Source organism: Thiopseudomonas acetoxidans (genome assembly GCF_030362935.1).
Classification (GTDB): Bacteria; Pseudomonadota; Gammaproteobacteria; order Pseudomonadales; family Pseudomonadaceae; genus Thiopseudomonas; species Thiopseudomonas acetoxidans.
On sequence record NZ_JAUCDY010000004.1, the window covers coordinates 43,280 to 68,497 of the forward strand.

Annotated in this window: 19 protein-coding genes; 7 read left to right on the top strand and 12 right to left on the bottom strand. The window is 48.6% G+C overall.

Features of this window, described 5'->3' with window-relative positions:
• Positions 1 to 273 precede the first annotated feature (273 nt).
• The 4 genes from QEZ41_RS04615 to QEZ41_RS04630 form a co-directional block, all read right to left on the bottom strand.
• Positions 274 to 2,052, bottom strand: a complete 1,779-nt coding sequence (locus tag QEZ41_RS04615; RefSeq protein WP_289410215.1) for an acyl-CoA dehydrogenase C-terminal domain-containing protein — start codon at positions 2,050 to 2,052, stop codon at positions 274 to 276.
• 62 nt (positions 2,053 to 2,114) lie between these two features.
• Positions 2,115 to 3,920, bottom strand: coding sequence for a phenylacyl-CoA dehydrogenase (locus QEZ41_RS04620; RefSeq protein WP_289410216.1), 1,806 nt, complete (start codon positions 3,918 to 3,920; stop codon positions 2,115 to 2,117).
• Between the two features lie 394 nt (positions 3,921 to 4,314).
• Positions 4,315 to 4,572 carry a hypothetical protein gene (locus QEZ41_RS04625; RefSeq protein WP_289410217.1) on the bottom strand — a complete coding sequence of 86 codons (258 nt, stop codon included), beginning with the start codon at positions 4,570 to 4,572 and terminating at the stop codon, positions 4,315 to 4,317.
• A gap of 140 nt (positions 4,573 to 4,712) precedes the next feature.
• On the bottom strand, positions 4,713 to 5,597 hold the full coding sequence (locus tag QEZ41_RS04630; RefSeq protein ID WP_289410218.1) for a LysR family transcriptional regulator: 885 nt from the start codon (positions 5,595 to 5,597) through the stop codon (positions 4,713 to 4,715).
• A gap of 101 nt (positions 5,598 to 5,698) precedes the next feature.
• Between QEZ41_RS04630 and trpB the strand changes: the two genes are divergently transcribed.
• Both trpB and trpA read left to right on the top strand, forming a co-directional pair.
• Positions 5,699 to 6,910, top strand: coding sequence for a tryptophan synthase subunit beta (gene trpB / locus QEZ41_RS04635; RefSeq protein ID WP_289410219.1), 1,212 nt, complete (start codon positions 5,699 to 5,701; stop codon positions 6,908 to 6,910).
• On the top strand, positions 6,907 to 7,716 hold the full coding sequence (gene trpA / locus QEZ41_RS04640; protein ID WP_289410220.1) for a tryptophan synthase subunit alpha: 810 nt from the start codon (positions 6,907 to 6,909) through the stop codon (positions 7,714 to 7,716). The genes trpB and trpA overlap by 4 nt, the downstream gene beginning before the upstream one ends.
• Positions 7,717 to 7,807: 91 nt before the next feature.
• Here trpA and dsbG read toward each other — a convergent pair whose 3' ends face one another.
• Genes dsbG through dsbD form a run of 3 tightly spaced genes read right to left on the bottom strand, consistent with a single transcriptional unit; the run spans position 7,808 to position 11,103 of the window.
• A complete protein-coding gene (gene dsbG, locus QEZ41_RS04645) occupies positions 7,808 to 8,563 on the bottom strand; it encodes a thiol:disulfide interchange protein DsbG (RefSeq protein WP_289410221.1) in 756 nt (251 codons plus the stop codon).
• A complete protein-coding gene (locus tag QEZ41_RS04650; protein ID WP_289410222.1) occupies positions 8,560 to 9,384 on the bottom strand; it encodes a TlpA disulfide reductase family protein in 825 nt (274 codons plus the stop codon). Before QEZ41_RS04650 ends, dsbG begins: the two co-directional genes overlap by 4 nt.
• Positions 9,385 to 11,103: a protein-disulfide reductase DsbD gene (gene dsbD / locus QEZ41_RS04655; RefSeq protein WP_289410223.1), complete on the bottom strand. Its 1,719-nt coding sequence runs from the start codon at positions 11,101 to 11,103 to the stop codon at positions 9,385 to 9,387.
• 524 nt (positions 11,104 to 11,627) lie between these two features.
• Here dsbD and QEZ41_RS04660 point away from each other — a divergent pair.
• Positions 11,628 to 12,299 carry a response regulator gene (locus QEZ41_RS04660; RefSeq protein WP_289410224.1) on the top strand — a complete coding sequence of 224 codons (672 nt, stop codon included), beginning with the start codon at positions 11,628 to 11,630 and terminating at the stop codon, positions 12,297 to 12,299.
• Positions 12,286 to 13,611 carry an ATP-binding protein gene (locus QEZ41_RS04665; RefSeq protein WP_289410225.1) on the top strand — a complete coding sequence of 442 codons (1,326 nt, stop codon included), beginning with the start codon at positions 12,286 to 12,288 and terminating at the stop codon, positions 13,609 to 13,611. Before QEZ41_RS04660 ends, QEZ41_RS04665 begins: the two co-directional genes overlap by 14 nt.
• 45 nt (positions 13,612 to 13,656) lie before the next feature.
• Here QEZ41_RS04665 and gyrB read toward each other — a convergent pair whose 3' ends face one another.
• The 5 genes from gyrB to ppx form a co-directional block, all read right to left on the bottom strand.
• Positions 13,657 to 16,077: a DNA topoisomerase (ATP-hydrolyzing) subunit B gene (gyrB, locus tag QEZ41_RS04670; RefSeq protein WP_289410226.1), complete on the bottom strand. Its 2,421-nt coding sequence runs from the start codon at positions 16,075 to 16,077 to the stop codon at positions 13,657 to 13,659.
• A 4-nt stretch (positions 16,078 to 16,081) separates the two neighbouring features.
• Positions 16,082 to 17,176: a DNA replication/repair protein RecF gene (gene recF / locus QEZ41_RS04675; protein WP_289410227.1), complete on the bottom strand. Its 1,095-nt coding sequence runs from the start codon at positions 17,174 to 17,176 to the stop codon at positions 16,082 to 16,084.
• 20 nt (positions 17,177 to 17,196) lie between these two features.
• A complete protein-coding gene (gene dnaN, locus QEZ41_RS04680) occupies positions 17,197 to 18,300 on the bottom strand; it encodes a DNA polymerase III subunit beta (protein WP_289410228.1) in 1,104 nt (367 codons plus the stop codon).
• A 40-nt stretch (positions 18,301 to 18,340) separates the two neighbouring features.
• Complete coding sequence (gene dnaA / locus QEZ41_RS04685; RefSeq protein ID WP_289410229.1) at positions 18,341 to 19,759, bottom strand: chromosomal replication initiator protein DnaA; 1,419 nt, start codon at positions 19,757 to 19,759, stop codon at positions 18,341 to 18,343.
• A gap of 211 nt (positions 19,760 to 19,970) precedes the next feature.
• Positions 19,971 to 21,485, bottom strand: a complete 1,515-nt coding sequence (gene ppx, locus QEZ41_RS04690) for an exopolyphosphatase (protein WP_289410230.1) — start codon at positions 21,483 to 21,485, stop codon at positions 19,971 to 19,973.
• A gap of 394 nt (positions 21,486 to 21,879) precedes the next feature.
• Here ppx and trxA point away from each other — a divergent pair, with 394 nt between their 5' ends.
• From trxA to ubiD, 3 genes are all read left to right on the top strand, one after another.
• Positions 21,880 to 22,206, top strand: a complete 327-nt coding sequence (gene trxA / locus QEZ41_RS04695; RefSeq protein WP_289410231.1) for a thioredoxin TrxA — start codon at positions 21,880 to 21,882, stop codon at positions 22,204 to 22,206.
• A gap of 234 nt (positions 22,207 to 22,440) precedes the next feature.
• The gene (rho, locus tag QEZ41_RS04700) at positions 22,441 to 23,703 is read left to right on the top strand and encodes a transcription termination factor Rho (protein WP_289410232.1); all 1,263 of its coding nucleotides are present in this window, start codon (positions 22,441 to 22,443) and stop codon (positions 23,701 to 23,703) included.
• A 17-nt stretch (positions 23,704 to 23,720) separates the two neighbouring features.
• Positions 23,721 to 25,187, top strand: a complete 1,467-nt coding sequence (gene ubiD / locus QEZ41_RS04705) for a 4-hydroxy-3-polyprenylbenzoate decarboxylase (protein ID WP_289410233.1) — start codon at positions 23,721 to 23,723, stop codon at positions 25,185 to 25,187.
• Positions 25,188 to 25,218: the final 31 nt, after the last annotated feature.

Below are 25,218 nucleotides of genomic sequence, written 5' to 3' on the forward strand. Positions count from 1 at the left end.
ATGACTTTTAAGTATAGCTGATTTGATTAAAAAGTATTTGATTTGGCAGGCTTGTATTAAGATAAAATAATCGTGCATAAAAAAACCCCGCCGAAGCGGGGTTTGCAGACTGTATCCATTTACGCATCCAGCAACATATCCTTTGTAAGCCTACGAGCCTTGGCAGGCGCCATGTTCGTCCTTCTTTTCCTAGGTATTTAGTGTAGGCAATTAACCACTGACATCGCTAGAGGAGATTAGCGCTAGTTCGTGTAAGCTTTTGCTTACAAGAACCTAAAACTCATGCTCATCTAACAGGTACAGTGACTCACTACCGGCTTTGACGCTGGCGGTTAGTGAATGAATACGCGGCAGTAAACGGGCAAAGTAAAAGCGTGCTGTACCCATTTTGCTGGCGTAGAAACTGTCTTGCTCTTCTTTGCCTTGGGCGGTCCGCGCCATCATGGCCCACATATAGGCATAAGCGGTGTAGCCAAACACATGCAGGTATTCAACGGAAGCCGCGCCAATTTCATTGGCATTGAGTTTGCCCTGCTCTATTAACCACTGGGTCAGCTCGTCGAGGTTGTTGAGTGCTTGCGCCAGTGGCTGGGTAAACTCGCTTAGCTCATCACCAGCACTAGCTATAAAGTCGTTAACTTCTTGGCTGAAATGCTGATAAAAAACACCCTCGTTAGCAACCACTTTACGTCCCGACAAGTCCAGCGCCTGGATGCCGTTGGTGCCTTCGTAAATCTGTGTGATACGGCAATCGCGAATCAGCTGTTCTTGACCCCACTCGCGGATATAACCATGCCCCCCAAAAACCTGCTGTCCATGTATTGTGGTTTCTAGCCCCATATCGGTCATAAAGGCTTTGGCAATGGGCGTCAGTAAAGCCACGAGATCTGCAGCTTTACTGCTGACGTTGGTATCCATGCTGTACTTGCTCAGATCCAACTGCTTAGCCACGTAGGTGGAAAAGGCGCGACCGCCCTCGTTCAGCGCTTTCATGGTCAATAGCATGCGGCGCACGTCTGGATGCACGATAATGGGGTCGGCAGCTTGATTTGGACGTTGTGCTCCTGTGGGGGCACGGCTTTGTACACGCTCACGGGCGTATTCAACCGCGCTTTGGTACGAGCGCACACCTAGCGCTAACCCCTGAATACCTACGCCCAAACGTTCGTAATTCATCATGGTGAACATTGCTGCTAAGCCTTTATTAGGCTCGTCGACTAAGTAGCCGGTGGCGTTGTCGAAGTTAATCACGCAGGTGGATGAGCCCTTAATGCCCATTTTATGCTCAATCGAGCCACAGGACACCGCGTTGCGCTCGCCTAAGCTACCGTCTTCGTTGACCATCACTTTGGGCACTAAAAACAGTGAAATACCTCTGGCACCAGCGGGCGCATCAGGCAGTTTGGCCAGCACCAAATGAATGATGTTTTTGGTAAGATCGTGTTCACCGCCGGTGATAAAAATCTTCGAGCCAGTAATGGCATAGCTGCCATCGGCTTGCGGTTCGGCTTTGGTGCGAATCATGCCCAAGTCCGTGCCGGCATGAGCTTCGGTTAAGCACATAGAGCCCGCCCAGGTCCCAGCATACATATTCGGTAGATATTGTTCTTTTAACTTGTCACTGGCGTGGGTTAACAGCGACAGGCACGCGCCTGCGGTGAGCATGGGGTACAGGCCAAACGACAGGTTGGCAGCATTAACCATTTCCTCAAGTTGAGCCGTGATCATTTTTGGCATGCCCATGCCGCCATACTGAGGATCGCCGCCCACACCCACCCAGCCGCCTTCGGCGTAACTTTGGTAGGCCTCAACAAAGCCTGTGGGTGTTTTAACTACGCCTTGCTGCCATTGGCAGCCTTCTTCATCGCCGGTTCTGTTTAGGGGGGCAATGATATTGGCGTTAATTTTGCTGGCTTCCTCGAGTATCGCACTGGCCGTTTCTTCATCAACAGTCTCAGCCAGTGCAGGTAATTCTGACCAGAGTGTGCCGACCTGGAAAACTTCATTGAGTAAAAAAACCATGTCGCGTAAAGGTGCTCGATACTCAGCCATAATAATGTCCTCTTTATAGTTGTTCTTGGTAACAAACCCGCCGAAGCGGGTTTGTGTGAAGGTTAATAGCCTAAGGCAAAGTCTTCGACCGCCATGTCCATCAGGTTGTCGGCCCCTGAGAGCATGGCTGCCGCGTGGCCGCGAGTACGTGGCAAAATACGCGCATAGTAGAACTGTGCGGTTTGCAGCTTGGCTTTATAGAAAGCTTCTTCGCTGGTGCCCCCGGCGATTTTTTCTGCCGCGACCCGGGCCATATCCGCCCAGAAATACGCCAAGCAGACGTAGCCGGAATACATCAGGTAATCCACGGAAGCGGCACCGACTTCTTCACGGTTTTTCATCGCCGCCATACCCACCTTCATGGTGATCTCGCCCCACTCTTTATTGAGTTCGGCCAGTTGCTTAACTAGGGATTCAATGGCTTCGTTACCCTCGTTGGCCTTGCAGAACTGGTGCACGATCTTGGTAAAGGCTTTGAGCGTTTCACCTTGGGTCATCAACACTTTACGGCCGAGCAAATCCAGCGCTTGAATGCCGGTGGTGCCTTCGTACAAGGTAGAAATACGGCTGTCGCGCACGTTTTGCTCCATGCCCCACTCGCTAATGTAGCCGTGACCACCATAGATTTGCACGCCGTGGTTGGCGGCTTCAAATCCTGTTTCGGTCATAAAAGCTTTGGCTATTGGGGTGATGAAAGACAACAGCGTATCGGCCTGCGTGCGCGCTTCTTCGTCCTGACTGCGCTGCACGATATCCACTTGCTTGGCCGCGTAATACAGCATTGCTCGGTTGCCTTCGGCAAAGGCTTTGGTGGTTAATAACATGCGGCGTACATCGGGGTGCACGATAATGGGGTCAGCTGCTTTATCTGGTTCTTTGGCGCCAGTGAGTGAGCGCATCTGTAAGCGGTCGCGGGCGTATTCTATTGCGCCTTGGAAGGCAATTTCGGCGTGAGCTAAGCCCTGTAGCGCGGTACCCAAGCGTGCCGTGTTCATAAAAGTGAACATGCAGTTCAAGCCTTTGTTGGGCGGGCCAATCAAAAAACCGGTAGCGTTATCAAAGTTCATTACGCAGGTGGAGTTGCCGTGGATACCCATTTTGTGCTCGAGGGAACCACAGGTAACGCCGTTACGCTCACCTATCTCACCATCGGCGTTGGGCAGAAACTTAGGCACGATAAACAGGGAGATCCCTTTGGTGCCTTCGGGTGCATCCGGTAGACGTGCAAGTACGATGTGGACGATATTTTCTGCCATATCGTGCTCACCGGCGGAAATAAAAATCTTAGTACCAGTGATCTTGTAGCTGCCGTCAGCCTGTGGTTCGGCCTTGGTACGCAGTAAGCCTAGGTCAGAACCACAGTGGGGCTCAGTTAGGCACATGGTCCCCGTCCACTGACCTGACACCAACTTGGTTTGATAAATCGCTTGCTGTTCTTCGGTACCGTGGGCGCTGAGGGTATTCATCGCGCCGTGGGACAAGCCCGGGTACATGCCCCATGACCAGTTGGCTTGGCCAATCATTTCGCTGATGGCCATGCCTAGTGACTCGGGCAGCCCCTGACCGCCGTGCTCAGCATCATGGGCAAGACTAGGCCAGCCGCCTTCAACAAACTGCTCGTAGGCTTCTTTAAAGCCGGTTGGTGTAGTAACGCCATCGGCTGACCAAGTACAGCCTTCTGTATCGCCAACACGGTTGAGTGGCGCAATGACGTTCTCACAAAACTTTGCGCCTTCTTCTAGGATGGCATCGACCATGTCTGGTGTGGCGTCTTCGCAGCCAGGCAGGTTTTGGTAGTGCTGGGAATAACCTAAGAGTTCGTCACGTACGAAACGGATATCGCGCAAGGGGGCTTTGTATTCTGGCATAGCTGTTTACCTCTAAGATAGATTCTTTATTATTGGTTTTTTGCGTAATTAATGGACAACTTTTCCTGCTGTCTGGGCGTGCTTTAAAATTATCAAACGACTGTTTGAAACTTACGGCTCTGACTATCGCTTGTCAAGCACACAAAAGTGGTATTTTTTAATAGCTTGGATGTTGTGGCAACGTTGCGGTGGTTTTATGTGAGTGAGTTGTGATTATGCGCAATGAAATGAGCTATTAAGGCTTGGCTGTTCACAATCAGACAGCCCACTCAAAGCTTTGTTCGTGGGTTGGGGGTGCGATGTATTTGGTGGTGGGTTGCTGTTCTGCAGGGACAAAAAAAGCCGTCCCTCTTTCGAGTAGAACGGCTTTTAGCAAAGCGTGGTTTAGACGAAGTTACGCCATAGTATTAATGATAGTACCTAGCGCTTCGTCGGCTGTTTGCACCATTTTTGCGCCTGCCATGGTTAAGTGCTTGGCTTGATCCATTTGCACTAACTGCTGGGTTAGATCGGCAATGTTAAAGTTTGGCGCTTGGTCGGCGTTTGAGTTTGCCGTTGAGCTGGCAACCGCCTGTGCTGCTTCTGTCATTTGTTGCTGGCCATTTTGTATGGCTTGGATACCCATGGGCATCATACCGCTTGAGATTTGCATATTGTCCTCCTGTGGATTAGGACGGCTTAGTTAGTAAAGATAAACTAAACAAGTACTGTCATTGTACTATCATTGTCGGATTTTGACCAAATCCAATCTGTTACCTCGAGTATCTGTCTGTTAGTAATGCGTGTTCATTATTAAAGATGTGTGCTAAACCATTGAGCGAGCTGCTCAATCGCTTGAGCTTGCTGCGGATTATGTAGATTTAAACATAAGGTTGCTGAAGTGCGTACAAAGCCCCAAGGTGCAATGAGCCTGCCTTGTTGAATATCGGCATCAACAAGCTGCTGCGGGGCAATACCAATACCCATGCCCGCAGTGATGGCTTCTAATAAGTAATACAGATGCGCAAAGCCTTGTCCGAGTTGTAACTTCTGGCCGCTTAATTGTTGCGCTGCCCAGTCGGGCCAGGCTTGCGGGCGCGATTGAGTGTGGAGCACGGCAAAATCAAGAATGCGCTCGATTGGGCTATCGATGAGCTGATGCTGTTTGGCAAACTCAGGGCTAACAACGGGTCCGATACGTTCGTGATCCAACACAAATTGGCTGGCGCTTTGTGCCACGCAGCTCTGGGTAAACAACAGACTCGCATCGGCGCCCTGCTGCTGTGGGTTGTCATCTCCGGTACTGGTGATCAGTTGCAAGGCTAATTCAGGCAGTTCCTGCTGCAGTTGATGCAAACGAGGTATCAACCAGCGCGCTAAAATACTGCCCGAACAGGCCAAGACAATGGGCTTATCTCGATTGAGCTGCTTAAGTTGTTGGCAGCTTTGAGCAATCGTCGCTAGGGCAGGACTGGTATCGGTATAGAGTTGTTGCCCTGCATCTGTGAGTTTTATGCCGCGCCCATGCTTGCTGGTTAATGGCATGCCCAGTTGATCTTCCAGCTGCTTTATCTGTCGACTGATTGCACCATGGGTGACGTTTAAGCTTTGTGCAGCGGCGGTTATGCTGCCCTGCTCGGCTACGGCAAGAAAAGCTTTGAGTGCATTCAGTGAGGGCAGTTGGGTTAAGTAGTTCATGTGATAAATACTAACATGAGTGTGTGTTTTTATCGCTTTTTGTTGCGCACTAATTGGCGTATGTTAAGTGCATATATTTTGCTATCAATGGAATAACCAACATGACAAATTATTCGGCAGCGCCAGATGAGCGTGGTCTATTCGGTATTTTTGGTGGACGCTATGTTGCGGAAACCTTAATGCCGCTGATCCTAGAATTGGGCAAGGCCTACGCGCAAGCCAAAGAGGATCCTGAATTCCAGAAAGAGCTGGCGTATTTTCAGCGCGACTATGTGGGTCGCCCAAGCCCGTTGTATTTTGCTGAGCGCCTTACCGAACACTTAGGCGGCGCAAAGATTTATCTAAAGCGCGAAGAGCTCAACCACACCGGCGCCCATAAGATTAACAACTGCATCGGGCAAATTTTGCTGGCGCGACGCATGGGCAAAAAACGCATTATTGCTGAAACCGGTGCGGGTATGCATGGTGTGGCGACGGCGACTGTTGCTGCACGTTTTGGTTTGCAATGCGTGGTGTACATGGGCACTACAGATATCGAGCGCCAACAGGCCAACGTGTTTCGCATGAAGCTGTTAGGGGCTGAGGTGATTCCTGTTAAAGCCGGTACAGGCACGTTGAAAGATGCCATGAATGAGGCTTTGCGTGATTGGGTAACGAACGTAGACAACACGTTTTACCTGATTGGTACGGTCGCGGGTCCGCACCCGTTCCCGGCGATGGTGCGTGATTTTCAATCGGTGATTGGCCGCGAAACACGTGCGCAATTGCAGGAGCAGGAAGGCCGTTTGCCGGATTCATTGGTGGCTTGCATTGGTGGTGGCTCTAACGCCATGGGTTTGTACCATGAGTTTTTAGATGACCCCAGTGTGAACATTATTGGCGTGGAAGCCGCCGGTCAAGGTGTGGAAACAGGCAAGCATGCGGCAAGTTTGCTTGGTGGCGCACCTGGCGTGCTGCACGGTAATAAAACCTACTTATTGCAAGATGAAGACGGGCAAATCAAAGACGCTCACTCCATTTCCGCGGGATTGGATTACCCGGGTGTAGGACCTGAACATGCGTGGTTACATGATACAGGTCGGGTTGAATATACCGCCATTACTGATGATGAGGCATTGGAAGCGTTTCAATTGCTGTGCCGTTTAGAGGGCATTATTCCTGCACTGGAAACATCCCATGCGTTAGCTGAGGTGATCAAACGCGCCCCCAGTTTAGCCAAAGACCATTTGATGGTCGTAAATCTATCTGGTCGCGGTGATAAAGACATGCAAACCGTAATGCACTATTTAGGCGCGCAAGGAGAACAATCATGAGTCGTATTGAGGCGTGTTTTGCGCAGTTAAAACAACAAAACCGTGCGGCATTGGTCACTTTCGTCACCTCGGGCGACCCGAACTACAGCAGTGCCATGCAAATTTTTAAAGGCTTGCCAGATGCGGGTGCGGATGTGATCGAGTTAGGCATGCCCTTCACCGATCCTATGGCGGATGGCCCAGCGATTCAGCTGGCTAACCAGCGTGCTTTGAAAAACGGCCATACACTGCGTAAAACTTTGCAGATGGTGCGTGAGTTTCGCCAAGATAATCAGAGCACTCCAGTGGTGTTGATGGGGTATTTCAACCCGATTCATCACTATGGTGTGGATAACTTTGTGCGTGATGCCCATGAAGTCGGCGTCGATGGTTTGATTGTTGTGGATGTGCCGCCAGAGCATAACGAAGAGTTGTGTGAGCCGGCGCAGGCCGCAGGGATAGATTTTATTCGCCTGGCCACACCGACCACCGATGATCAGCGTTTGCCTAAAGTACTGAATCACAGCTCCGGCTTTATTTACTACGTCTCGGTGGCGGGTATTACCGGTGGTGCTACCGCAAGCCTTGAGCATGTCGAAGAAGCCGTAGCGCGCTTGCGTCATCACAGTGATTTGCCGGTCTGTATCGGCTTTGGCATCCGCACGGCAGAACACGCCGCCAATGTGGCGCGTTTGGCTGATGGCGTGGTGGTGGGCTCGGCATTGGTCGATAAAATCAACCAAGCAGCCACCCCAGAGCAAGCGGTCGCCGATGTGCTGGCGCAATGCCGCGAGATTAGCACGGGTGTGCGTGGTGCACGGTTGTAACATTCTTTAAACCTCAGCTGCAGGCAAGAAACTGTCTGTAGCTGAAGTTTTATCGGTGCTGATGCCGGCTACCCTAGCGGCTGCCTTACATTTAAGGTCTTGAGCCAAAAATTTCTATGAGTTGTTCACCCTGTGCGGCGCCGGGGTGAAGTTGCAGCAAACCAGTTTCGTCTCGGTATAGGATTGCCGGTGTACCGTTGGCACCTAGTTGTTGCATTAACTGTAGGTTTTCATCCAGTTGTTTGGACTGTTTACTGGCGATCGGATTTTCTTTGGCAGGGGCTTTACCGCTTTCGTTATCTACCAATGCTTTGCTGCCGTCTTTTGCCGCTAAAATATAGGCGGCTTTTTTGCGGCTGCTTTCGCCCAGCACACCCACTGGAATATGGCGGATTTGTACTTTACCGGATTTAACCCAGGGCTGTGCATCTTTCCATAGGCGCTTGCAGTAGGGGCAGTTGGGGTCAGTGAAAAAGTAGACTGTGGTTGGTGCTTTGGCTGAGCCTTCGGTAACCCAGTGGCTTTCCTTCTCTAATTTATTCCATAAAACATCACTTTGTGGACGGCTAATTTTGTCTTCAATAATTGAGCGGGTTAGGTCTTCACCTTGCGCATCCAGCAAGCTGCCTATTAGTGCATGTTTTTTGTCGCTGGTGAGGTAGATAGCCAGTGGATTTCCTTGATACAACGCAGCATAGCCTTGCATGTCACTGGGCGCATCGAAGGTATCTAGAATCTCTACACCCTTACCACGCAAGGCCTCGATAGGCGCAGGGTAATTTTGTGCAAAGGTTAAGATGGGCAAGCTGGCAATGCAGATAACTGCTGCTAGGTGGGCTGGTTTCATTGGGATTCCTTTTCGGGTTGGGTATTAATGGTACGCAATGCATGTTTAAGGCTGGCGTTGGAAAGCTCACCCAGATGATTGTTTTGTAGTAAACCCTCGGCATCATAAAATAATGTCGTAGGCAGTGATAATGAACTGACCGATTGCCCCATACGAGCGCCGGTATCGAGTAAGACATTATCTAGGCTAAGTTGTTGCTTGGTAAAGTACTCTTCTATCAGCTGTTGCCCTTCGCCTTGATTGATAAACACAAAATGGATATCTGGGTTTTGTTGCTGAGCCGCCTCTAGGACGGGCATTTCTCTGCGGCAGGGTGGACACCACGTAGCCCACAGGTTGATTACTATGGGTTTGCCTATATAGCTGTGTAATTCCACGGAATGCCCCTGAATGTCACGCATCGCCATATCTGGAAGTTTTTGGCTGTCGAGCAGCGCTTGCAATAGCGCAAACCCTAAGCCGCTGATAATAATGCCCAGGGTTAAACCGCTGGCCAATGGAATACGTAATTCGGCTTTACGCCATAAATAATAAGCAGCCACAGTTAGCGCGACGAGGATACCTGCTAAGGGGATAAATCCGCCATCGCGGATATCGATAATCGCCAGTGGGTCAAAGCCGTATAGCTGCCAATAGCGGATAACAAAAGCAATGCGCGCCGCGATAAATCCGCTGATGAGCATATGGAACAAAGCGGCTTCTGGATTTGCGCCACGCTTGCGGCCAATAAACCAACCTAGTAACCAAGCACAGATCAAACCTAAATAAAGTAAAGCAAGGTTGGTTGGAATGGCGAAAGGACCTAGCTGTACGCTGAGCATTTAATTGGTTTCCTGTGCAAGCTTTAGATGGGCAAGAAATTCTTTTGCATTTACTTCACCGGTAATTCGTGCAGCACGAATTTCTTGGCCATTTGGGGCAATAAATAAAATAGTGGGCGGGCCCATAATGCCATACTTTTTTTGTAAGTCTTGTTGCGCGCTGTTATTTTCTGTTACATCAGGTTGTAAAAAACGCATACCTGCGATAGCGGTTTGCACCTCGGGCTGGGAAAAAACAGTTTTTTCCATAACTTTGCACGACACACACCAGTCGGCATAAAAGTCTAGGATAGCCCACTGGTGAGCACGCTTTGCTTGGTCAAGTTGTTGGTAAATTGCTTGAGGGTCGCTGTAGCGTATGGCGGTGTTTAAGCTTGCTGCTGCGGGTATTTGCTTAAAATTTGCCAAGGGATCAAGGGGATCCTGTGCGCCACTGGCAGCACCGAATAAAATCATACTGGCGTAAATACCTAGCAGCAGGCCGATCAAGCGCGTTACAAACAGGCTACGCGGGTGCGTTAAGGTGCCTATTTGTAATGCAATGGCCGCCAGCAGCACACCCCAGAAAATCATGCTTAGGCTATCATCTATCACAGGGCGAACAATAAAAATCGCAGCGGCTAATAGCGCATAGGCAAAGACTTTGTTGATACTCTGCATCCATTCGCCGGGCTTGGGTAGCCAGCGCATACCAAAACTCATTGCCAATAACAGCGGTAAGCCGCTACCGATTCCTAGGCTAAATAAAGCCAGTCCACCAGTAGTGACATTACCCGATTGGCTGATGTACAGCAGCGCACCGGCCAGCGGCGCGGTCATGCATGGACCAACGAGCAAAGCAGAAAATACGCCTAAGCCCGCTGCACCCAGCATACTGCCGCCTTTGATTTGTTGATCCTGCTTGTGTAGGCGGTTGCGTATAAAGCCCGGTAGTTGCAGGGTAAACAAACCAAACTGAGCCAGTGCTAGGAAGACAAATAAGCTGGCAAAAGGAATAAGTAACCATGGATTTTGTAGCATGGCACTGAGGTTGCCTAATTGTGCGGCAATTACACCCAGCACGGCATAGACCAACGCCATGGGGATAACGAAGGCAGCACCTAAGCGCGCACCTTGCCAGCCGCCGGGTTTAGAGCCAGCAATTACACTGCTAAGAATGGGCAGCATGGGTAGCATGCAGGGAGTGAAAGCCAGCAGTAAGCCCATGATAAAGAACGCACCAATATTGGCTAATAAACCTGCATCTGCTAAACGCGCGGCAATACTTTGGTCTTCTGCTAATCCGCTTGTAGGGTTACTGTTGCTGTCTGCGCTTGCGGTAGTCAGTTGTAGCTCTGTGGTTTGTGGTGGATAGCAGAGTCCTGCGTCGGCACAGCCTTGCCAGCTGACTTGTAGTGGCTGTGGGTGACTTAGGCTTACGGGTACGCGCAAGTTGTTATGGTAAATTTCAGTTTTACCAAAAAACTCATCTTCGTTTTCAATACCGTCGGGGATATCGAGTTCGATTGGGTTTTCTCTGGCGTCTAGCGCTTTAATGCTGTGGCGGTACAGGTAATAACCTGGGGATATTTGCCAGTTCAACAGTGCCTCGCCTTGCTCGCCTTCTATTAGGGTAAGTTGAAAGGCTTGCTCGACAGGCAAAAAATCCTGCTTGTTAGTAAAAAAAGCATTGGCAGTCAATGTAAACAAAAGTAAAGATAAGCTGATTAGGTAACGCATAGGTGGTTTGCCATCTTAGAGTGCTAAGGAAGCGTTGAATAATTAGGAAGCCTCTGAATAACTACCTGCGTAGCTACCACCGCGTTAAAAACGTACTCAAAATGCTCATTTACTATGTGTAAACTGCGCTTTTTCGTACGTTTTTGCCTTGTGTTAGCGTCCTCGGTAACGTTATTCAGAGGCTCCTTAGCTGTCGTTTCTCGCTGGTATTATTCTGTGCGCCCTTAAATATTTTTAGTCGCTGTAACGGATGCTTAATGCTGATTACTGGGTATTAACAGAGCATTAACAAAGGCATTTTATGCTGGTTATAATTGTTTTGCCTTAACTCTAGTGAGCGGGTATTGTTTAAGAAGCCTCTGAATAACTACCTGCGTAGCTACCACTGCGTTAAAAACGTACTCAAAATGCTCATTTACTCGGTGTAAACTGCGCTTTTTCGCACGTTTTTGCCTTGTGTTAGCGTCCTCGGTAACGTTATCCAGAGGTTCCTTAAATCATTCTGATTTTCTCTTTGAGTAATTATGCATATTTTATTGGTAGAAGATGACGCACAAATTGCCGATGGCCTGTGTGCTGCTTTGGCCTTAGAAAATTTTACTGTGGATCATGTGGCAACCGCGACTGCAGCCGAGCAGGCGCTATCTTTAGGGCACTTCGATGCGGTTATTTTGGATTTGGGTTTGCCCGATGAAGACGGTGTTTCTTGGCTTGAGCGTATGCGTCGCCAACAGCATGATTTGCCAGTGCTTATCCTAAGTGCGCGTGACTCAGTTGCCCAGAAAGTGTCCGGCTTACAGGCCGGTGCTGACGATTACTTATTGAAGCCTTTTGATTTGCGTGAACTCAGTGCTCGGTTACATAGTTTATTGCGCCGAAGCTCGGGGCGCAGTACCCATGTGATTGAACATGAGGGTTTGATGGTTAACCCCAGCCATTTGGAAGTTACGCTGCATGGCGTACCCGTCAATTTGGCACGTCGTGAAATGGCGTTGCTACTGGCTTTTTTAAATAACCCTAAGCGCATTCTTAGCGCAGAGTACTTACAGGATGCTTTGTATGGACTGGGTGATGGTGTGGAAAGTAATGCCATTAATGTGCATATCTACAATCTGCGCCGCAAGTTGGGTAGCTCCATGATTCAGACCGTCCGTGGACTGGGTTTTCGTTTAGGTGTTCCTGATGAGCCTGCGTAAACGCCTACTGCTCATTTTGGGTGGTACCTTTGTGTTGTTATGGGGTGTTGCGGCGTTATGGATGCTGGGTGAGTTACGCCATGAGGTTGAGCGGATTTTGGATGAGCGCCTCGCATCCTCGGCGAATATGGTCGCGGGTTTGTTGGAGCAAATTCCTGCACCCGTTGGTGCACCGCAGTTAAGTCCTTTGACCAGTCAAATTTTCGGCTTAAAGCGCGGCTTGGTTTGCCAAGTGCGTAACTTGCGCGGCGAAGTACTAGTGCGCTCACCCAATATGTTTTTTTCCGAGCCGGATGAAGAGTTGCTTGGGTTTGCAGTTACGGCTATTGATGGGCAGCAGTGGCGTACCTTTACGGTACAGCGACGCAACTTGTTGATTACCACGGGCGATAAAATGGAGGAGCGCGAGCATTTACAGCGGGTAATTTTAGTGGCAGCGGCCTCCCCTGTTTTGTTGGCGCTGGTGGGTAGCTTGGTGCTGATTTGGCTAGGTATTGGCCGTGGATTAGCGCCCTTGCAGGTATTGCGTCTGCAGTTGGCGCAACGCAAGGCTGATGATTTAACCGAACTTGATTCCGCGCTGGCTCCTAAAGAGCTGCAGCCATTGGTAGGTACGCTCAATCAGTTGCTGGCACGGCTTAGTGACTTGTTGCAACGTGAGCGGCGCTTCAACGACGATGCAGCGCACGAGCTGCGTACACCGCTTACGGCTATTAAAACCCACTTACAGGTTGCGCAACGCGCTGAACCTGAGCATGCCATAGCAAGTTTGGCTAAGGCTCAACTGGCAGTGGAGCGCATGCAGGCAACGATCGAGCAGCTATTGCTACTTTCGCGCTTGAGCAGCAGTGAAGATTTCTCTGCGATTGAACCCGGCAGTGTGCAGAACGTTGCGCGCACAGTTTTGGATAATCTTTTTGCCAGTGAAGGCTTTGAGCGTATTCAGGTGGATAGCCAGCTTGAGCAAGATGTTTTACTGGCTGTGCCTGAATCCTTAGCTGCGGTAGCGCTGCGTAATTTATTGGAGAATGCATTGGTACATAGTCCAGCTAACAGTCCGGTTGAGTTGACTATCTGCTTGCAGCTAGACGCTGTAGTTTTTAAGGTGACTGATCAGGGTGAGGGTATTTCTGCTGAGTTGTTTGAGCAGGCACAGCAACGGTTTTGGCGCGCTAAATCGGCTAATCGAGGCAGCGGCTTAGGGTTGGCGATTGTTGCAGCTATTGCACAACGATTTGCCGGGACACTAACGGCCAATAAGACGCAGACGAACTTTTCGGTAGCGCTTAGCTTTCCGATATTATTTAGCTAACTGCTTGATTAACAATGAAAAACGGGCCTTGCGGCCCGTTTGTTTTTAGAAGTCTAGGTTAGAGACTGCTAGTGCGTTGTCTTCAATAAACTGGCGTCTAGGCTCTACGTGATCGCCCATCAGTGTATTAAAGATTTGATCGGCTGCGATAGCGTCATCAATAGTTACTTGTAGCATGCGTCTAGTATTAGGATCCATGGTGGTCTCCCATAGCTGCTCTGGGTTCATCTCGCCCAATCCCTTATAGCGTTGTACGACTAAGCGTCTTGAACCCTCAGTCATCAACCACTCCAAACCTTGCTTAAAGCTGCTGATGGCTTGCTTTCTTTCACCACGCATTACATAGGCGCCGTCTTCAATTAACTCTTGTAACTTACTTCCTATGTCAGTGACACTTCTATAGTCATTACTGGCAAAGAAGTCCTTCTGTAACAGAACCTGCTTTACCAAGCCGTGGGTTAATATTTCAATGCAAGGAACGTAATGTCCTAGCTCTGCATCTTTGTTCAGTTTGATGCTGTACTCTTCACCCGAGCGCTCTGTATTGTTGATGTTTTTCTGTAGCTCATCCACCCAGCTTTGCATGACCTTTTGATCGCCTAGCTGTTCAACCTCGATGCGTGGCATGTGAATTAAATGCTCAGTGATTTCCAGTGGGTAAATACGGGACAGTCGCTGCAGGGTTGCCATTACGGCGCGGTATTGATTAACCAACTCTTCTAATGCCGTACCTGATAGTGCGGGTGCATTTTCATTAACGTGTAGGCTGGCATCTTCCAAGGCTGCCTGGGTTAAATACTCTTGCATGGCTTCATCGTCTTTAATGTACTGCTCTTGTTTACCGCGCTTTACTTTGTATAAAGGCGGCTGTGCGATATAGATATAGCCGCGCTCGATCAGCTCAGGCAGTTGACGGAAAAAGAAAGTGAGCAGCAGAGTGCGAATGTGTGAACCATCCACGTCAGCATCCGTCATGATGATGATGTTGTGATAGCGTAATTTGTCAATGTTGTATTCATCTCTGCCAATACCGCAGCCCAGCGCAGTAATCAGTGTGCCGACTTCTTGCGATGAAATCATGCGGTCAAAACGTGCTTTTTCGACGTTCAGTATCTTACCTTTAAGCGGCAAAATGGCTTGCGTCTTTCGATCACGGCCCTGTTTGGCTGAACCGCCAGCAGAGTCACCCTCCACTATGTAGAGTTCGGAGAGTGCGGGATCTTTTTCTTGGCAGTCGGCGAGCTTGCCCGGCAGTCCTGCAATGTCCAGCGCACCTTTACGGCGGGTCATTTCTCTTGCCTTGCGCGCGGCTTCTCTGGCTCGAGCTGCGTCGATCATCTTACCGACAATCAATCTGGCTTCACTTGGGTTTTCAAGTAAGTAGTCTGCAAGGTACTTGCCCATTTCTTGCTCAACAGCTGTTTTCACTTCAGAGGAAACCAGCTTTTCTTTGGTTTGTGAGCTGAATTTTGGGTCAGGAACTTTAACTGAAACGATAGCAGTTAAACCTTCACGAGCATCGTCACCTGTTGTAGCGACCTTATCTTTTTTGCCCAAACCTTCTGCTTCAATGTAGTTGTTCAGATGACGTGTCAGTGCGGTTCTAAAACCCACCAAGTGCGCGCCGCCATCTCTTTGCGGAATGTTATTGGTGTAGCAAAGAACGTTTTCGTTAAAGCCATCGTTCCACTGCATGGCTACTTCAACACCTACGCCGTCTTCTTCGCGTTGTATGCTGAAGTGGAAGATTTTGTTAATGGTGGTTTTGTTGGTGTTTAAGTATTCAACGAATGCTCTAAGTCCGCCTTCGTACTTAAAGAGTTCTTCTTTGCCTGTGCGCTCATCCACGAGACGAATGCCTACGCCTGAGTTCAAGAAAGATAGCTCGCGTAAACGTTTGGCTAATATTTCCCAGCTAAAATGAATATTCTTAAAGGTATCTTCGGAAGGCTTGAAGTGAATGTGGGTACCGGATTTGTCGGTATCGCCTATCGCAGCCATCGGCTGTTGTGGCACGCCGTGGTGGTAGGTTTGCTGCCAGACTTTGTTTTGGCGGCGAATAGTCATAATCAGCTCTTTGGACAGAGCGTTTACCACTGATACGCCAACACCGTGCAACCCGCCGGAAACCTTATAGCTGTTGTCATCAAACTTACCGCCAGCGTGCAGTATAGTCATAATTACTTCAGCGGCTGAGACTCCCTCTTCTTCGTGGATATCTACCGGGATGCCGCGGCCGTTGTCTTCTACGCTGATGGATTCGTCTGGATGAATGGTGATTTTAATTTCATCACAATGCCCCGCCAGAGCTTCATCAATGGCGTTGTCCACCACTTCAAAAACCATGTGGTGAAGACCGGTGCCATCATCGGTATCGCCGATATACATTCCGGGGCGTTTACGTACAGCGTCAAGTCCTTTAAGGACTTTAATATTACTGGAATCGTAGGTTGATGCTTCGCTCATCTGTTTACTCCACAAGATTTATACGGCCATGTTCCACGTGGAACATGGCTACTGGCGTGTCCATTTGCCAGCCTTCTAATAACGTTTCTTTGTCAGTGCCAGTTATAAAGGCCTGACAGTTTAGTTCTTCAAGTAATCTGCTGAGGGCCTTACGGTGCTCTTTATCGAGCTCGGCAGGCAGATCATCAATCAGATAGATACACTGCTGTTGCATTTGCTGGGCCAGTAAATAGCCTTGGGCTAATTTCAATGCGCAAACCACCAGCTTTTGTTGACCTCTTGAAAGGATTTCTATTGCGTTATGACCACCCACTTTAATGCGGATGTCAGCACGCTGAGGCCCTGCTTGGGTATACCCCAAAATCCTATCACGCTCTAGGCCGTTATCTAAAACGCTCTGCAAGCTACTGTCTTTATCCCAACCACGATAATAGCTAATACTAAGCTCGGGCAGCTTGATTAGCGATTCAAGGGTCTGCTCGAAAACAGGCTTAAGTAGAGCAATGTAGTTTTGGCGTGCTTGGTCGATGCTTTCGCTGGCAGCGCAGAATTCTTTGTCCCAAGAGGCTAGTAATTGCCTGTCCATTATAGCATGACGCAACCATGAGTTACGCTGTTTTAAACTTGTCTGCATGCGGCTCCATTGGCTATGAAAGGAATGTTCCACGTGGAACACCCCCCAGTCTAAGAATTGTCTTCTAAGCTTTGGAGCGCCCTCTAAGAGCAGAAAGCTGTCTGAGTTCAGTAGTTGCAAGGGTAAAGCGCGCGCGAGCTGAGCGATGGTTTTTATGTTCTCGCCATTAATGCGTATTTCAAACTCGCCTTGACGGCTACGCTTGATGCCGATTTTGTTGGTGTTGTGTTCGGAACTCGCTACCAACTGAGCAAAAACAACAGTTTCAGCGGCTTCATGCTGAATAAGCGTCTGTATCTTTGTGCTGCGAAAAGAGCGCGCAAGCGAAAGTAAGTAAATGGCTTCCAGTAGGCTGGATTTACCGCTGCCATTGGCGCCGTATAAAATATTTATTTTGGATGAAAAGTTTAGCGTGGCAGGTTCAAGATTGCGTAGGCCTGTCACGCTTAGTGCTTTGATGGGCATTTAAGAAGGGCGAATCATTGTTACAGGCGCATCGGCATAACAACATAAGCAGAGCTCTCATTACCGGCTTCGCTCATTAACAGACTGCTGTTTTCATCCGACAAAGTCAGCTTGGCTTGGCTGGCGGACATGACGTTCAGTATGTCTTGCAGGTAATTAACATTGAAGCCCATTTCAAGGTTGGGTCCGTTGTAGTCAATAACCACTTCTTCTTCAGCGCTTTCTTGTTCTGGGTTGTTGGCTTGCAGCTTGAGTAATTCGTTTTCAAATTGCAGACGAATACCGCGATATTTCTCGTTGGTCAAAATCGAGGTGCGGTTAAGCGAGTCACGCAAGCTTACGCGGTCTACGGTAATGATTTTGTCACCACCGCGAGGCAACACGCGTTCGTAGTCGGGAAATTTACCGTCAATGAGTTTGGAAGTGAATATAAAGTCTTCTGTAGAGGCTCGGATAAAAGTTTGGCTTAGGGTGATGTCTGCGAACGCGCTTTCATCATCCATCAGGCGGGCTAGTTCCAGTACGCCTTTGCGTGGGACAATCACTTGGTGGGCGCTGGTCTCGCTGATTTCAGCTTCCACATCACTTAATGCAAGGCGATGACCGTCAGTAGCTACGGCTCTTAGTTTATTAGTGGTCGCTTCGAGCATCAAACCATTGAGGAAGTATCGAACATCTTGCTGCGCCATGGCAAAGCTGGTGCGCTCAATTAGGAAACGCAGATTGCCTTGGTTAATACGGAAGGCAAAAGAGCCGGTGATTTCTTGGAATATAGGGAAATCAGAAGCGGGTAAAGTGGTTAACGTAAAGCGACTACGCCCGGAGGTAATCAGTAATCTTTGCTCATCTAGGCGAATAGAGAGCGTGGATTCAGCCGGCAGATTTTTACAGATATCCATGAGTTTGCGGGCGGGTACTGTGATTTCACCATCTTGTGCGGGCTCTTCTAGCGTAACGCGGCCTATAAGTTCTACTTCAGTGTCTGTGCCGGTCATGGAAAGCTGTTGATCCTGTAAAACTAACAGCACGTTGGACAGCACAGGCATGGTGTGCTTGCGCTCGACTACGCCGGCAACCAGTTGTAATGGTTTTAACAAGGCTTCTCTTTGTATGGTGAAGTGCATGCTGGGCCTCTTGCTTGAAATAATATGCGCGGTGATTTTACTACGTAGTGAGTGTGCGCAACAGGTTTTTATAATCTTCGCTAATGTCGGCATCCGTTTCGCATAGTTCTGCGATTTTACGGGTGGCGTGTAAAACTGTGGTGTGGTCGCGCCCACCAAAAGCGTCGCCGATTTCCGGCAAGCTGTGATTGGTCACTTCCTTGGCTAATGCCATAGCCACCTGACGTGGTCGAGCTACTGAACGAGAGCGACGCTTTGATAATAGATCGGCTATTTTAATTTTGTAGTATTCAGCAACGGTGCGCTGGATATTATCAATACTAATTAGCTTATCTTGCAGCGCCAATAAGTCTTTTAGCGATTCGCGGATTAGCTCAAGGCTAATGGGTTGATGAGTGAAGTGAGAGTGGGCAATAACACGTTTTAAAGCGCCTTCGAGATCACGCACGTTAGAGCGGATGCGTTGTGCAATAAAAAAAGCGCAATCTTTAGCTAGTACTACCCTACTTTGCTCAGCTTTTTTCATCAAAATGGCCACACGGGTTTCTAAGTCTGGTGGCTCAACGGCTGTGGTTAAACCCCAACCAAAGCGTGAAGTTAAACGCTCCTCAATACCGTCAATTTCCTTGGGGTAACGGTCGCTGGTTAAAATGATTTGTTGATTGCCTTCTAACAAGGCATTAAAAGTATGGAAAAACTCTTCTTGTGAGCGATCTTTGCCCGCAAAAAATTGAATATCGTCAATCAGTAGCGCGTCAACTGAGCGGTAATAGGTTTTAAACTCGTTAATCGCCTTCATTTGAATGGCTTTGACCATGTCCTGCACAAAGCGCTCAGAGTGGAGATAGACGATCTTGGCTTTTGGGTTTTTTTGCAGTAAATGATTACCAACCGCGTGCATTAAATGGGTTTTACCTAGCCCTACACCACCATAAAGAAATAATGGGTTGTAACCGTGCTTGGGGTTGTCAGCTACCTGCCAAGCCGCAGCGTGAGCAAGTTGATTTGATTTACCTTCAACAAAGCTGGCAAATGTAAAGGAGCGGTTTAGACCGCTAACATACTGTGCCGGTTTAGCGCTGGCTGCAGCAACAGCCGCTTTATCTGTATGAGTAGGTGCATCGTTTGCGGGTGTTGCATTAGCGGGCTGAGGGGTTGGCGCTGGGCTGGCTGCTGAGGTTACAGTGGTAGTAGCAGTAGGCCGTACTGTCTGACCTTTGCTACCAATTTGGAGCACTACCTCAGGTGTTTCTCCGCTGTTGCGTTCAGTCATCAGCTCTAAAATGCGGGTGAAATACTTTTCGTTAACCCAGTCTAAGACAAAACGATTGGGCGCATAGACAAAAAGGCACTCATCTACTTCTTCAACTTGCAGGGGGCGAATCCAGGTGTTGAAATGCTGCGCGGGAAGTTCATCACGCAAAAAATCGACAGACTGCAGCCAAAGATTGACAGACACAGAGAAACCTCAGTTGATGGGCGAATCGAACCGGTATTGTAGCCATGAAGGCCAAAGTTATCCACACGCTAGCAAATTTATTAGTCTTTTATTCGTTGCAGTCAAAGTCTTTATGTGCAATGTGCTCAAAAATTAAGCACTTACAAAATCATTTTATTCCTTAGTCATATGTGTGCATAAAAGACCAATAAAACAAGTTGCAGGTGCCACTCTAGCAGAAGTATTCACCTAGGCTGAGTTTAAAGTTGATGCGCGTTAACCACTGCGCTTCTTTGTGAAAGTCTGCTGCGGTTAAGGGGTTTTCTTCCAGCCAGCAGGCAGGAAACAAAATCTCCAATGCATCTTCTGTTGCTTGCAAGCGCAGCTCGGGAACCTCTTGAGAGCCGCGAATTCGGTACAGCAAGATAGCTAGGCGCAAAATCACACATAGATAGAGCAAAGCATGGCTGTCATTGCCGCACTGATTAAACAGCTGTAAAGGGATGTTGCGTCTATGGCCGCGAACCAGTAGCGCGATACGTTGCTGCTCTTGACGAGAAAAACCAGCAAGGTCGGAGTGCTCAACCAAATAAGCGCCGTGTTTGTGGTAATGGTAATGGGCGATATCCAGACCTACTTCATGCACGCGCGCCGCCCAGCTCAGCATCTCTTTATGCCAGTCGTCCGTTAGTTGCCACGGCTCGGCAAGTTGCTGCAGCACTTCAAGCGCCTTATTTTCAACGCGCAGTGCCTGCTCAACATCGACATGGCTGCGCTGCATCAGCGCATTAATCGACCGTTCGCGCACATCTTCGTGTTGGTGGCGACCCAGCAGGTCGTATAAAACACCTTCACGCAAAGCGCCGTCGGCTGCTTGCACTTGGTCGAGGTTTAGTGCATCAAAAATAGCTTCCACTATAGCTAAGCCTGCCGGAAAAATACTGGCGCGTTCGGGCTTAACGCCGGGAAAATCAACTTGGTCAATATGCTTAAGCTTTAGCAGCTGCTGCTTGAGATAGGCTATTCCCGGTTGGTTGATTTCTCCTTGACCAAAACCTGCGGCAAAGCAGGCCTGCGCGATAGACTTAATAGTGCCGGATGCGCCTACAGCTTCTTTCCAGCCGATACGTTTTAGAGTTTGCTCAATTTCCATAAGCTCCAAACGTGCCGCGGTATAGGCTTGCGCATAACGCGCAGGAGAAATGATGAGGTCTTTAAAAAAGCGCTGGCTATAACTGACGCAACCCATCTGCAAGCTGCCGCGGTATTGGGATTCAAAATGCTGGCCAATTATAAGCTCTGTGCTGCCGCCACCAATATCTAGCGCTAACCGCTTATCGTCAATGCTGGCTAGCGTATGGGAAATACCTAGGTAAATTAAACGGGCTTCTTCGCGGCCGGAAATTACATCAATGTCATGACCCAAAATCTCTTTAGCGCGATCAATGAAGTGTTGTCGGTTATGAGCAATGCGTAAAGTACTGGTACCTACAATGCGAACAGCACCTTTGGGCAGATCAGTTATCAGTTGCGCGAAGCGTCTAAGGCATTCTAAACCGCGCTCAATAGCCTCTTCTTCTAGGTCTAAGGCTTCATTGAGGCCAGCGGCCAGCTGAACTTTTTCGCCAATGCGATCAAGGATTCTAATTTCACGCTCATGAGTCTTAGCCAGCACCATATGAAAACTATTTGAGCCTAGATCGATGGCTGCAATAAGGGGGAAATTCTTGGTGGCAGTGAGGGGCATAGATGAGTATCCAAAGCAACTAAAGTTAATCCTGCCATGAATGGCATGTTTAGCCAATGTTTTAGCGCAATAAAACATGCAAAGTGCACGGGCTTGCCGGGGATAAACCGGTGCTTGATAAGGGTTTAGGGGCTTGGATTTAACGATTAAAAAGCCAGCCTAAGCTGAGAAAAACGAAACTACGGCTTTAAGCGAACACTCTAAAAGCTAACAAAATCAGTTAGATAGGGGCAGCGAAGGAAAGGCAGCAAAAGAAAAAGGGGCGAAAAGGCGGAGCGATAGGTTACTAAAATTTGAGCTGCTCAATATATTCAGGACTCCTATAGTTTCATTAGTCACTAACTCGGGCTATTATAGACAGCGTTTTATGCGTGCCAACAAACGGAGAAGTTCTATGAGCGAGCACATCAACAACGTTACTGATTCCAGCTTTGAGCAGGATGTATTACAAGCAGAAGGACCTGTTCTGGTGGATTATTGGGCAGAGTGGTGCGGTCCTTGCAAAATGATTGCTCCAGTGCTAGATGAAATTGCTGAAGAGTATGCCGGTAAGGTAAAAGTCTGTAAGCTAAACATCGATGAAAATCCAGGTACTCCGCCTAAGTACGGTGTACGCGGCATTCCTACACTGATGGTGTTTAAAAATGGCAACGTTGAAGCAACTAAAGTAGGTGCAATGTCTAAAAGTCAGCTCGCTGCCTTTTTGGATGCACACCTATAATATAGGGTGCTGAAAGTATGCGCACAGTCAAATCTTTAGTGCGCATACTGGACTCTGTGTGTATCTGGTGGTAAATTCCCAACTGTTGTAACGCGCAAGTCGTTACAGTCTTGCATGCCGTCTTAACACGCTAAGTACGCGGCACATTCATATTTCTCTACTCGCCTCTCATTTTGACACCTAGTCAAACTGACACTGAGTTATTCCCACTACCCATCGAACATTTCATCTCATATGAACTTAACTGAACTAAAACAAAAACCTGTTACCGAGCTTCTTGAAATGGCGGAGCAAATGGGCCTTGAAAATATGGCTCGCTCACGCAAACAAGATATTATTTTTGCCTTATTAAAACGCCATGCCAAAAGCGGTGAAGAAATTTCTGGCGATGGCGTATTGGAAATATTGCAAGATGGCTTTGGTTTCCTGCGGTCTGTTGGCGCTTCTTACTTAGCCGGACCCGATGATATTTATGTGTCACCCAGTCAAATACGTCGCTTTAACCTGCGTACTGGTGACAGCATTGTAGGTAAAATCCGCCCACCCAAAGAAGGCGAGCGGTATTTTGCCCTGTTAAAAGTTGATTCGATTAACTTCGATCGACCAGAAAACGCCAAGACCAAAATTCTGTTTGAAAACCTGACCCCGCTCTTTCCCGATCAGCGCATGGTTATGGAAGCCGGTAATGGCTCAACTGAGGATTTGATTGGTCGCGTTATCGACTTGGCAGCACCCATTGGTAAAGGTCAGCGTGGTTTAATTGTTGCACCGCCCAAAGCGGGTAAAACCCTGATGTTGCAAAACATCGCTGCCAATATCACCCGTAACAACCCTGAGTGTCATTTAATCGTGCTGCTGATTGACGAGCGCCCGGAAGAAGTGACCGAAATGCAACGTACAGTCCGCGGTGAAGTACTTGCCTCAACTTTTGATGAGCCACCTGCCCGTCACGTACAAGTGGCAGAGATGGTGATTGAAAAAGCTAAACGACTGGTTGAGCACAAAAAAGACGTTGTAATTCTGCTCGATTCTATTACGCGCCTAGCACGTGCCTACAACACAGTAATTCCAAGCTCTGGCAAGGTCTTAACCGGAGGCGTGGATGCGCATGCTTTGGAAAAGCCTAAGCGTTTCTTTGGTGCGGCTCGTAATATCGAAGAAGGCGGTTCGCTGACTATTATTGCTACAGCTCTGGTCGATACGGGTTCTAAAATGGACGAAGTTATCTACGAAGAGTTTAAAGGTACCGGTAATATGGAGTTGCAGCTTGATCGCCGTATTGCTGAAAAACGTGTTTTCCCTGCGGTTAATATCAACCGTTCAGGTACCCGCCGCGAAGAGTTGCTCACCACTGAAGAGGAGTTACAACGCATGTGGATTTTGCGCAAGCTACTCCACTCTATGGACGAAGTTGCTGCCATCGAGTTTTTGTTGGATAAGTTGAAAGATACTAAAACCAACGATGAGTTCTTTATGGCGATGAAACGCGGCAAATAAAACCAAGTGGGTTAGCCATGCAATACGCAGATTTAAGAGAGTTTATTCAGGTTTTGGAGCAGCGAGGCGAGCTTAAGCGCGTACAGCTGCCCGTTTCCCCAGTATTGGAAATGACCGAAATAAGCGACCGTACGCTACGCAAGGCTGGCCCTGCTTTGTTGTTTGAGCAGCCCACAGGCTTTTCCATGCCTGTACTGACCAATCTTTTTGGTACACCTGAGCGTGTTGCTTTGGCTATGGGTGCAGAAAACCTATCCGCTTTACGCGAGATAGGTCAGCTACTGGCCAATTTGAAAGAGCCAGAGCCGCCTAAAGGCATTAAAGATGCATGGGAAAAATTACCTATGTTTCGTAAGGTTCTGTCGATGATGCCTAAAGTGCGCAAGCACGGGCCCTGTCAGGACGTGGTGATTGAGGGTGATGATGTTGACCTTAGCACTCTGCCCATTCAAACCTGTTGGCCAGGTGATGTAGCACCCTTGATTACATGGGGGCTAACAATTACCAAAGGCCCTAATAAAACCAGACAAAACCTTGGCATTTATCGTCAGCAGGTGCTCGGGCGTAATAAAGTGATTATGCGCTGGCTCAGTCACCGTGGTGGCGCGCTGGATTTTCGCGATTGGTGTGAAAAATTTCCCGGACAGCCTTATCCAGTTGCCGTGGCGTTGGGTGCTGATCCAGCGACCACTTTGGCGGCGGTTACCCCTATTCCGGACACCCTATCTGAATATGCTTTTGCTGGCTTATTGCGCGGCAAAAGAACCGAGCTAGTTAAAGCTATTGGCAGTGGTTTACAGGTACCAGCACGCGCTGAGATGATCCTCGAAGGACATATTTATCCGGGTGAAATGGCGGATGAAGGCCCTTATGGTGATCACACCGGCTACTACAATGAAGTAGATAGTTTTCCGGTGTTTACCGTAGAGCGCATTACCCACCGTAAAGATCCTATTTATCACAGCACCTACACAGGGCGACCACCAGATGAACCGGCGATTTTAGGGGTGGCGCTGAACGAGGTTTTTGTACCTATTTTACAGAAACAATATCCTGAAATAGTTGATTTTTATTTGCCGCCTGAAGGCTGCTCTTACCGTATGGCGGTAGTGACGATTAAGAAGCAATATCCAGGACACGCCAAGCGCGTGATGATGGGGGTGTGGAGCTTCTTGCGTCAATTTATGTATACCAAGTTTGTGATTGTTACGGATGACGATATCAATGCACGTGACTGGAATGATGTAATCTGGGCTATTACCACGCGCATGGATCCTGTTCGGGATACGGTGATGATAGATAATACCCCGATTGATTATTTGGATTTTGCCTCACCTGTATCAGGCCTTGGCAGTAAAATGGGCTTGGATGCCACCCATAAATGGCCGGGCGAAACTCAACGTGAGTGGGGGCAGGTGATTACCCAAGACGCCAAGGTAAAGCAGCGAATTGATGATATTTGGTTTGAGTTAGGCATAGATTAATCGGTATTTTCGCAGCACCCTTAGTCGATAA

Excerpts from the sequence above, each read along its gene's own strand:
- QEZ41_RS04615 (WP_289410215.1), bottom strand. The coding sequence starts at position 2,052 with ATGGCTGAGTATCGAGCACCTTTACGCGACATGGTTTTTTTACTCAAT.
- QEZ41_RS04620 (WP_289410216.1), bottom strand. The coding sequence starts at position 3,920 with ATGCCAGAATACAAAGCCCCCTTGCGCGATATCCGTTTCGTACGTGAC.
- QEZ41_RS04625 (WP_289410217.1), bottom strand. The coding sequence starts at position 4,572 with ATGCAAATCTCAAGCGGTATGATGCCCATGGGTATCCAAGCCATACAA.
- QEZ41_RS04630 (WP_289410218.1), bottom strand. The coding sequence starts at position 5,597 with ATGAACTACTTAACCCAACTGCCCTCACTGAATGCACTCAAAGCTTTT.
- trpB (WP_289410219.1), top strand. The coding sequence starts at position 5,699 with ATGACAAATTATTCGGCAGCGCCAGATGAGCGTGGTCTATTCGGTATT.
- trpA (WP_289410220.1), top strand. The coding sequence starts at position 6,907 with ATGAGTCGTATTGAGGCGTGTTTTGCGCAGTTAAAACAACAAAACCGT.
- dsbG (WP_289410221.1), bottom strand. The coding sequence starts at position 8,563 with ATGAAACCAGCCCACCTAGCAGCAGTTATCTGCATTGCCAGCTTGCCC.
- QEZ41_RS04650 (WP_289410222.1), bottom strand. The coding sequence starts at position 9,384 with ATGCTCAGCGTACAGCTAGGTCCTTTCGCCATTCCAACCAACCTTGCT.
- dsbD (WP_289410223.1), bottom strand. The coding sequence starts at position 11,103 with ATGCGTTACCTAATCAGCTTATCTTTACTTTTGTTTACATTGACTGCC.
- QEZ41_RS04660 (WP_289410224.1), top strand. The coding sequence starts at position 11,628 with ATGCATATTTTATTGGTAGAAGATGACGCACAAATTGCCGATGGCCTG.
- QEZ41_RS04665 (WP_289410225.1), top strand. The coding sequence starts at position 12,286 with ATGAGCCTGCGTAAACGCCTACTGCTCATTTTGGGTGGTACCTTTGTG.
- gyrB (WP_289410226.1), bottom strand. The coding sequence starts at position 16,077 with ATGAGCGAAGCATCAACCTACGATTCCAGTAATATTAAAGTCCTTAAA.
- recF (WP_289410227.1), bottom strand. The coding sequence starts at position 17,176 with ATGCCCATCAAAGCACTAAGCGTGACAGGCCTACGCAATCTTGAACCT.
- dnaN (WP_289410228.1), bottom strand. The coding sequence starts at position 18,300 with ATGCACTTCACCATACAAAGAGAAGCCTTGTTAAAACCATTACAACTG.
- ppx (WP_289410230.1), bottom strand. The coding sequence starts at position 21,485 with ATGCCCCTCACTGCCACCAAGAATTTCCCCCTTATTGCAGCCATCGAT.
- trxA (WP_289410231.1), top strand. The coding sequence starts at position 21,880 with ATGAGCGAGCACATCAACAACGTTACTGATTCCAGCTTTGAGCAGGAT.
- rho (WP_289410232.1), top strand. The coding sequence starts at position 22,441 with ATGAACTTAACTGAACTAAAACAAAAACCTGTTACCGAGCTTCTTGAA.
- ubiD (WP_289410233.1), top strand. The coding sequence starts at position 23,721 with ATGCAATACGCAGATTTAAGAGAGTTTATTCAGGTTTTGGAGCAGCGA.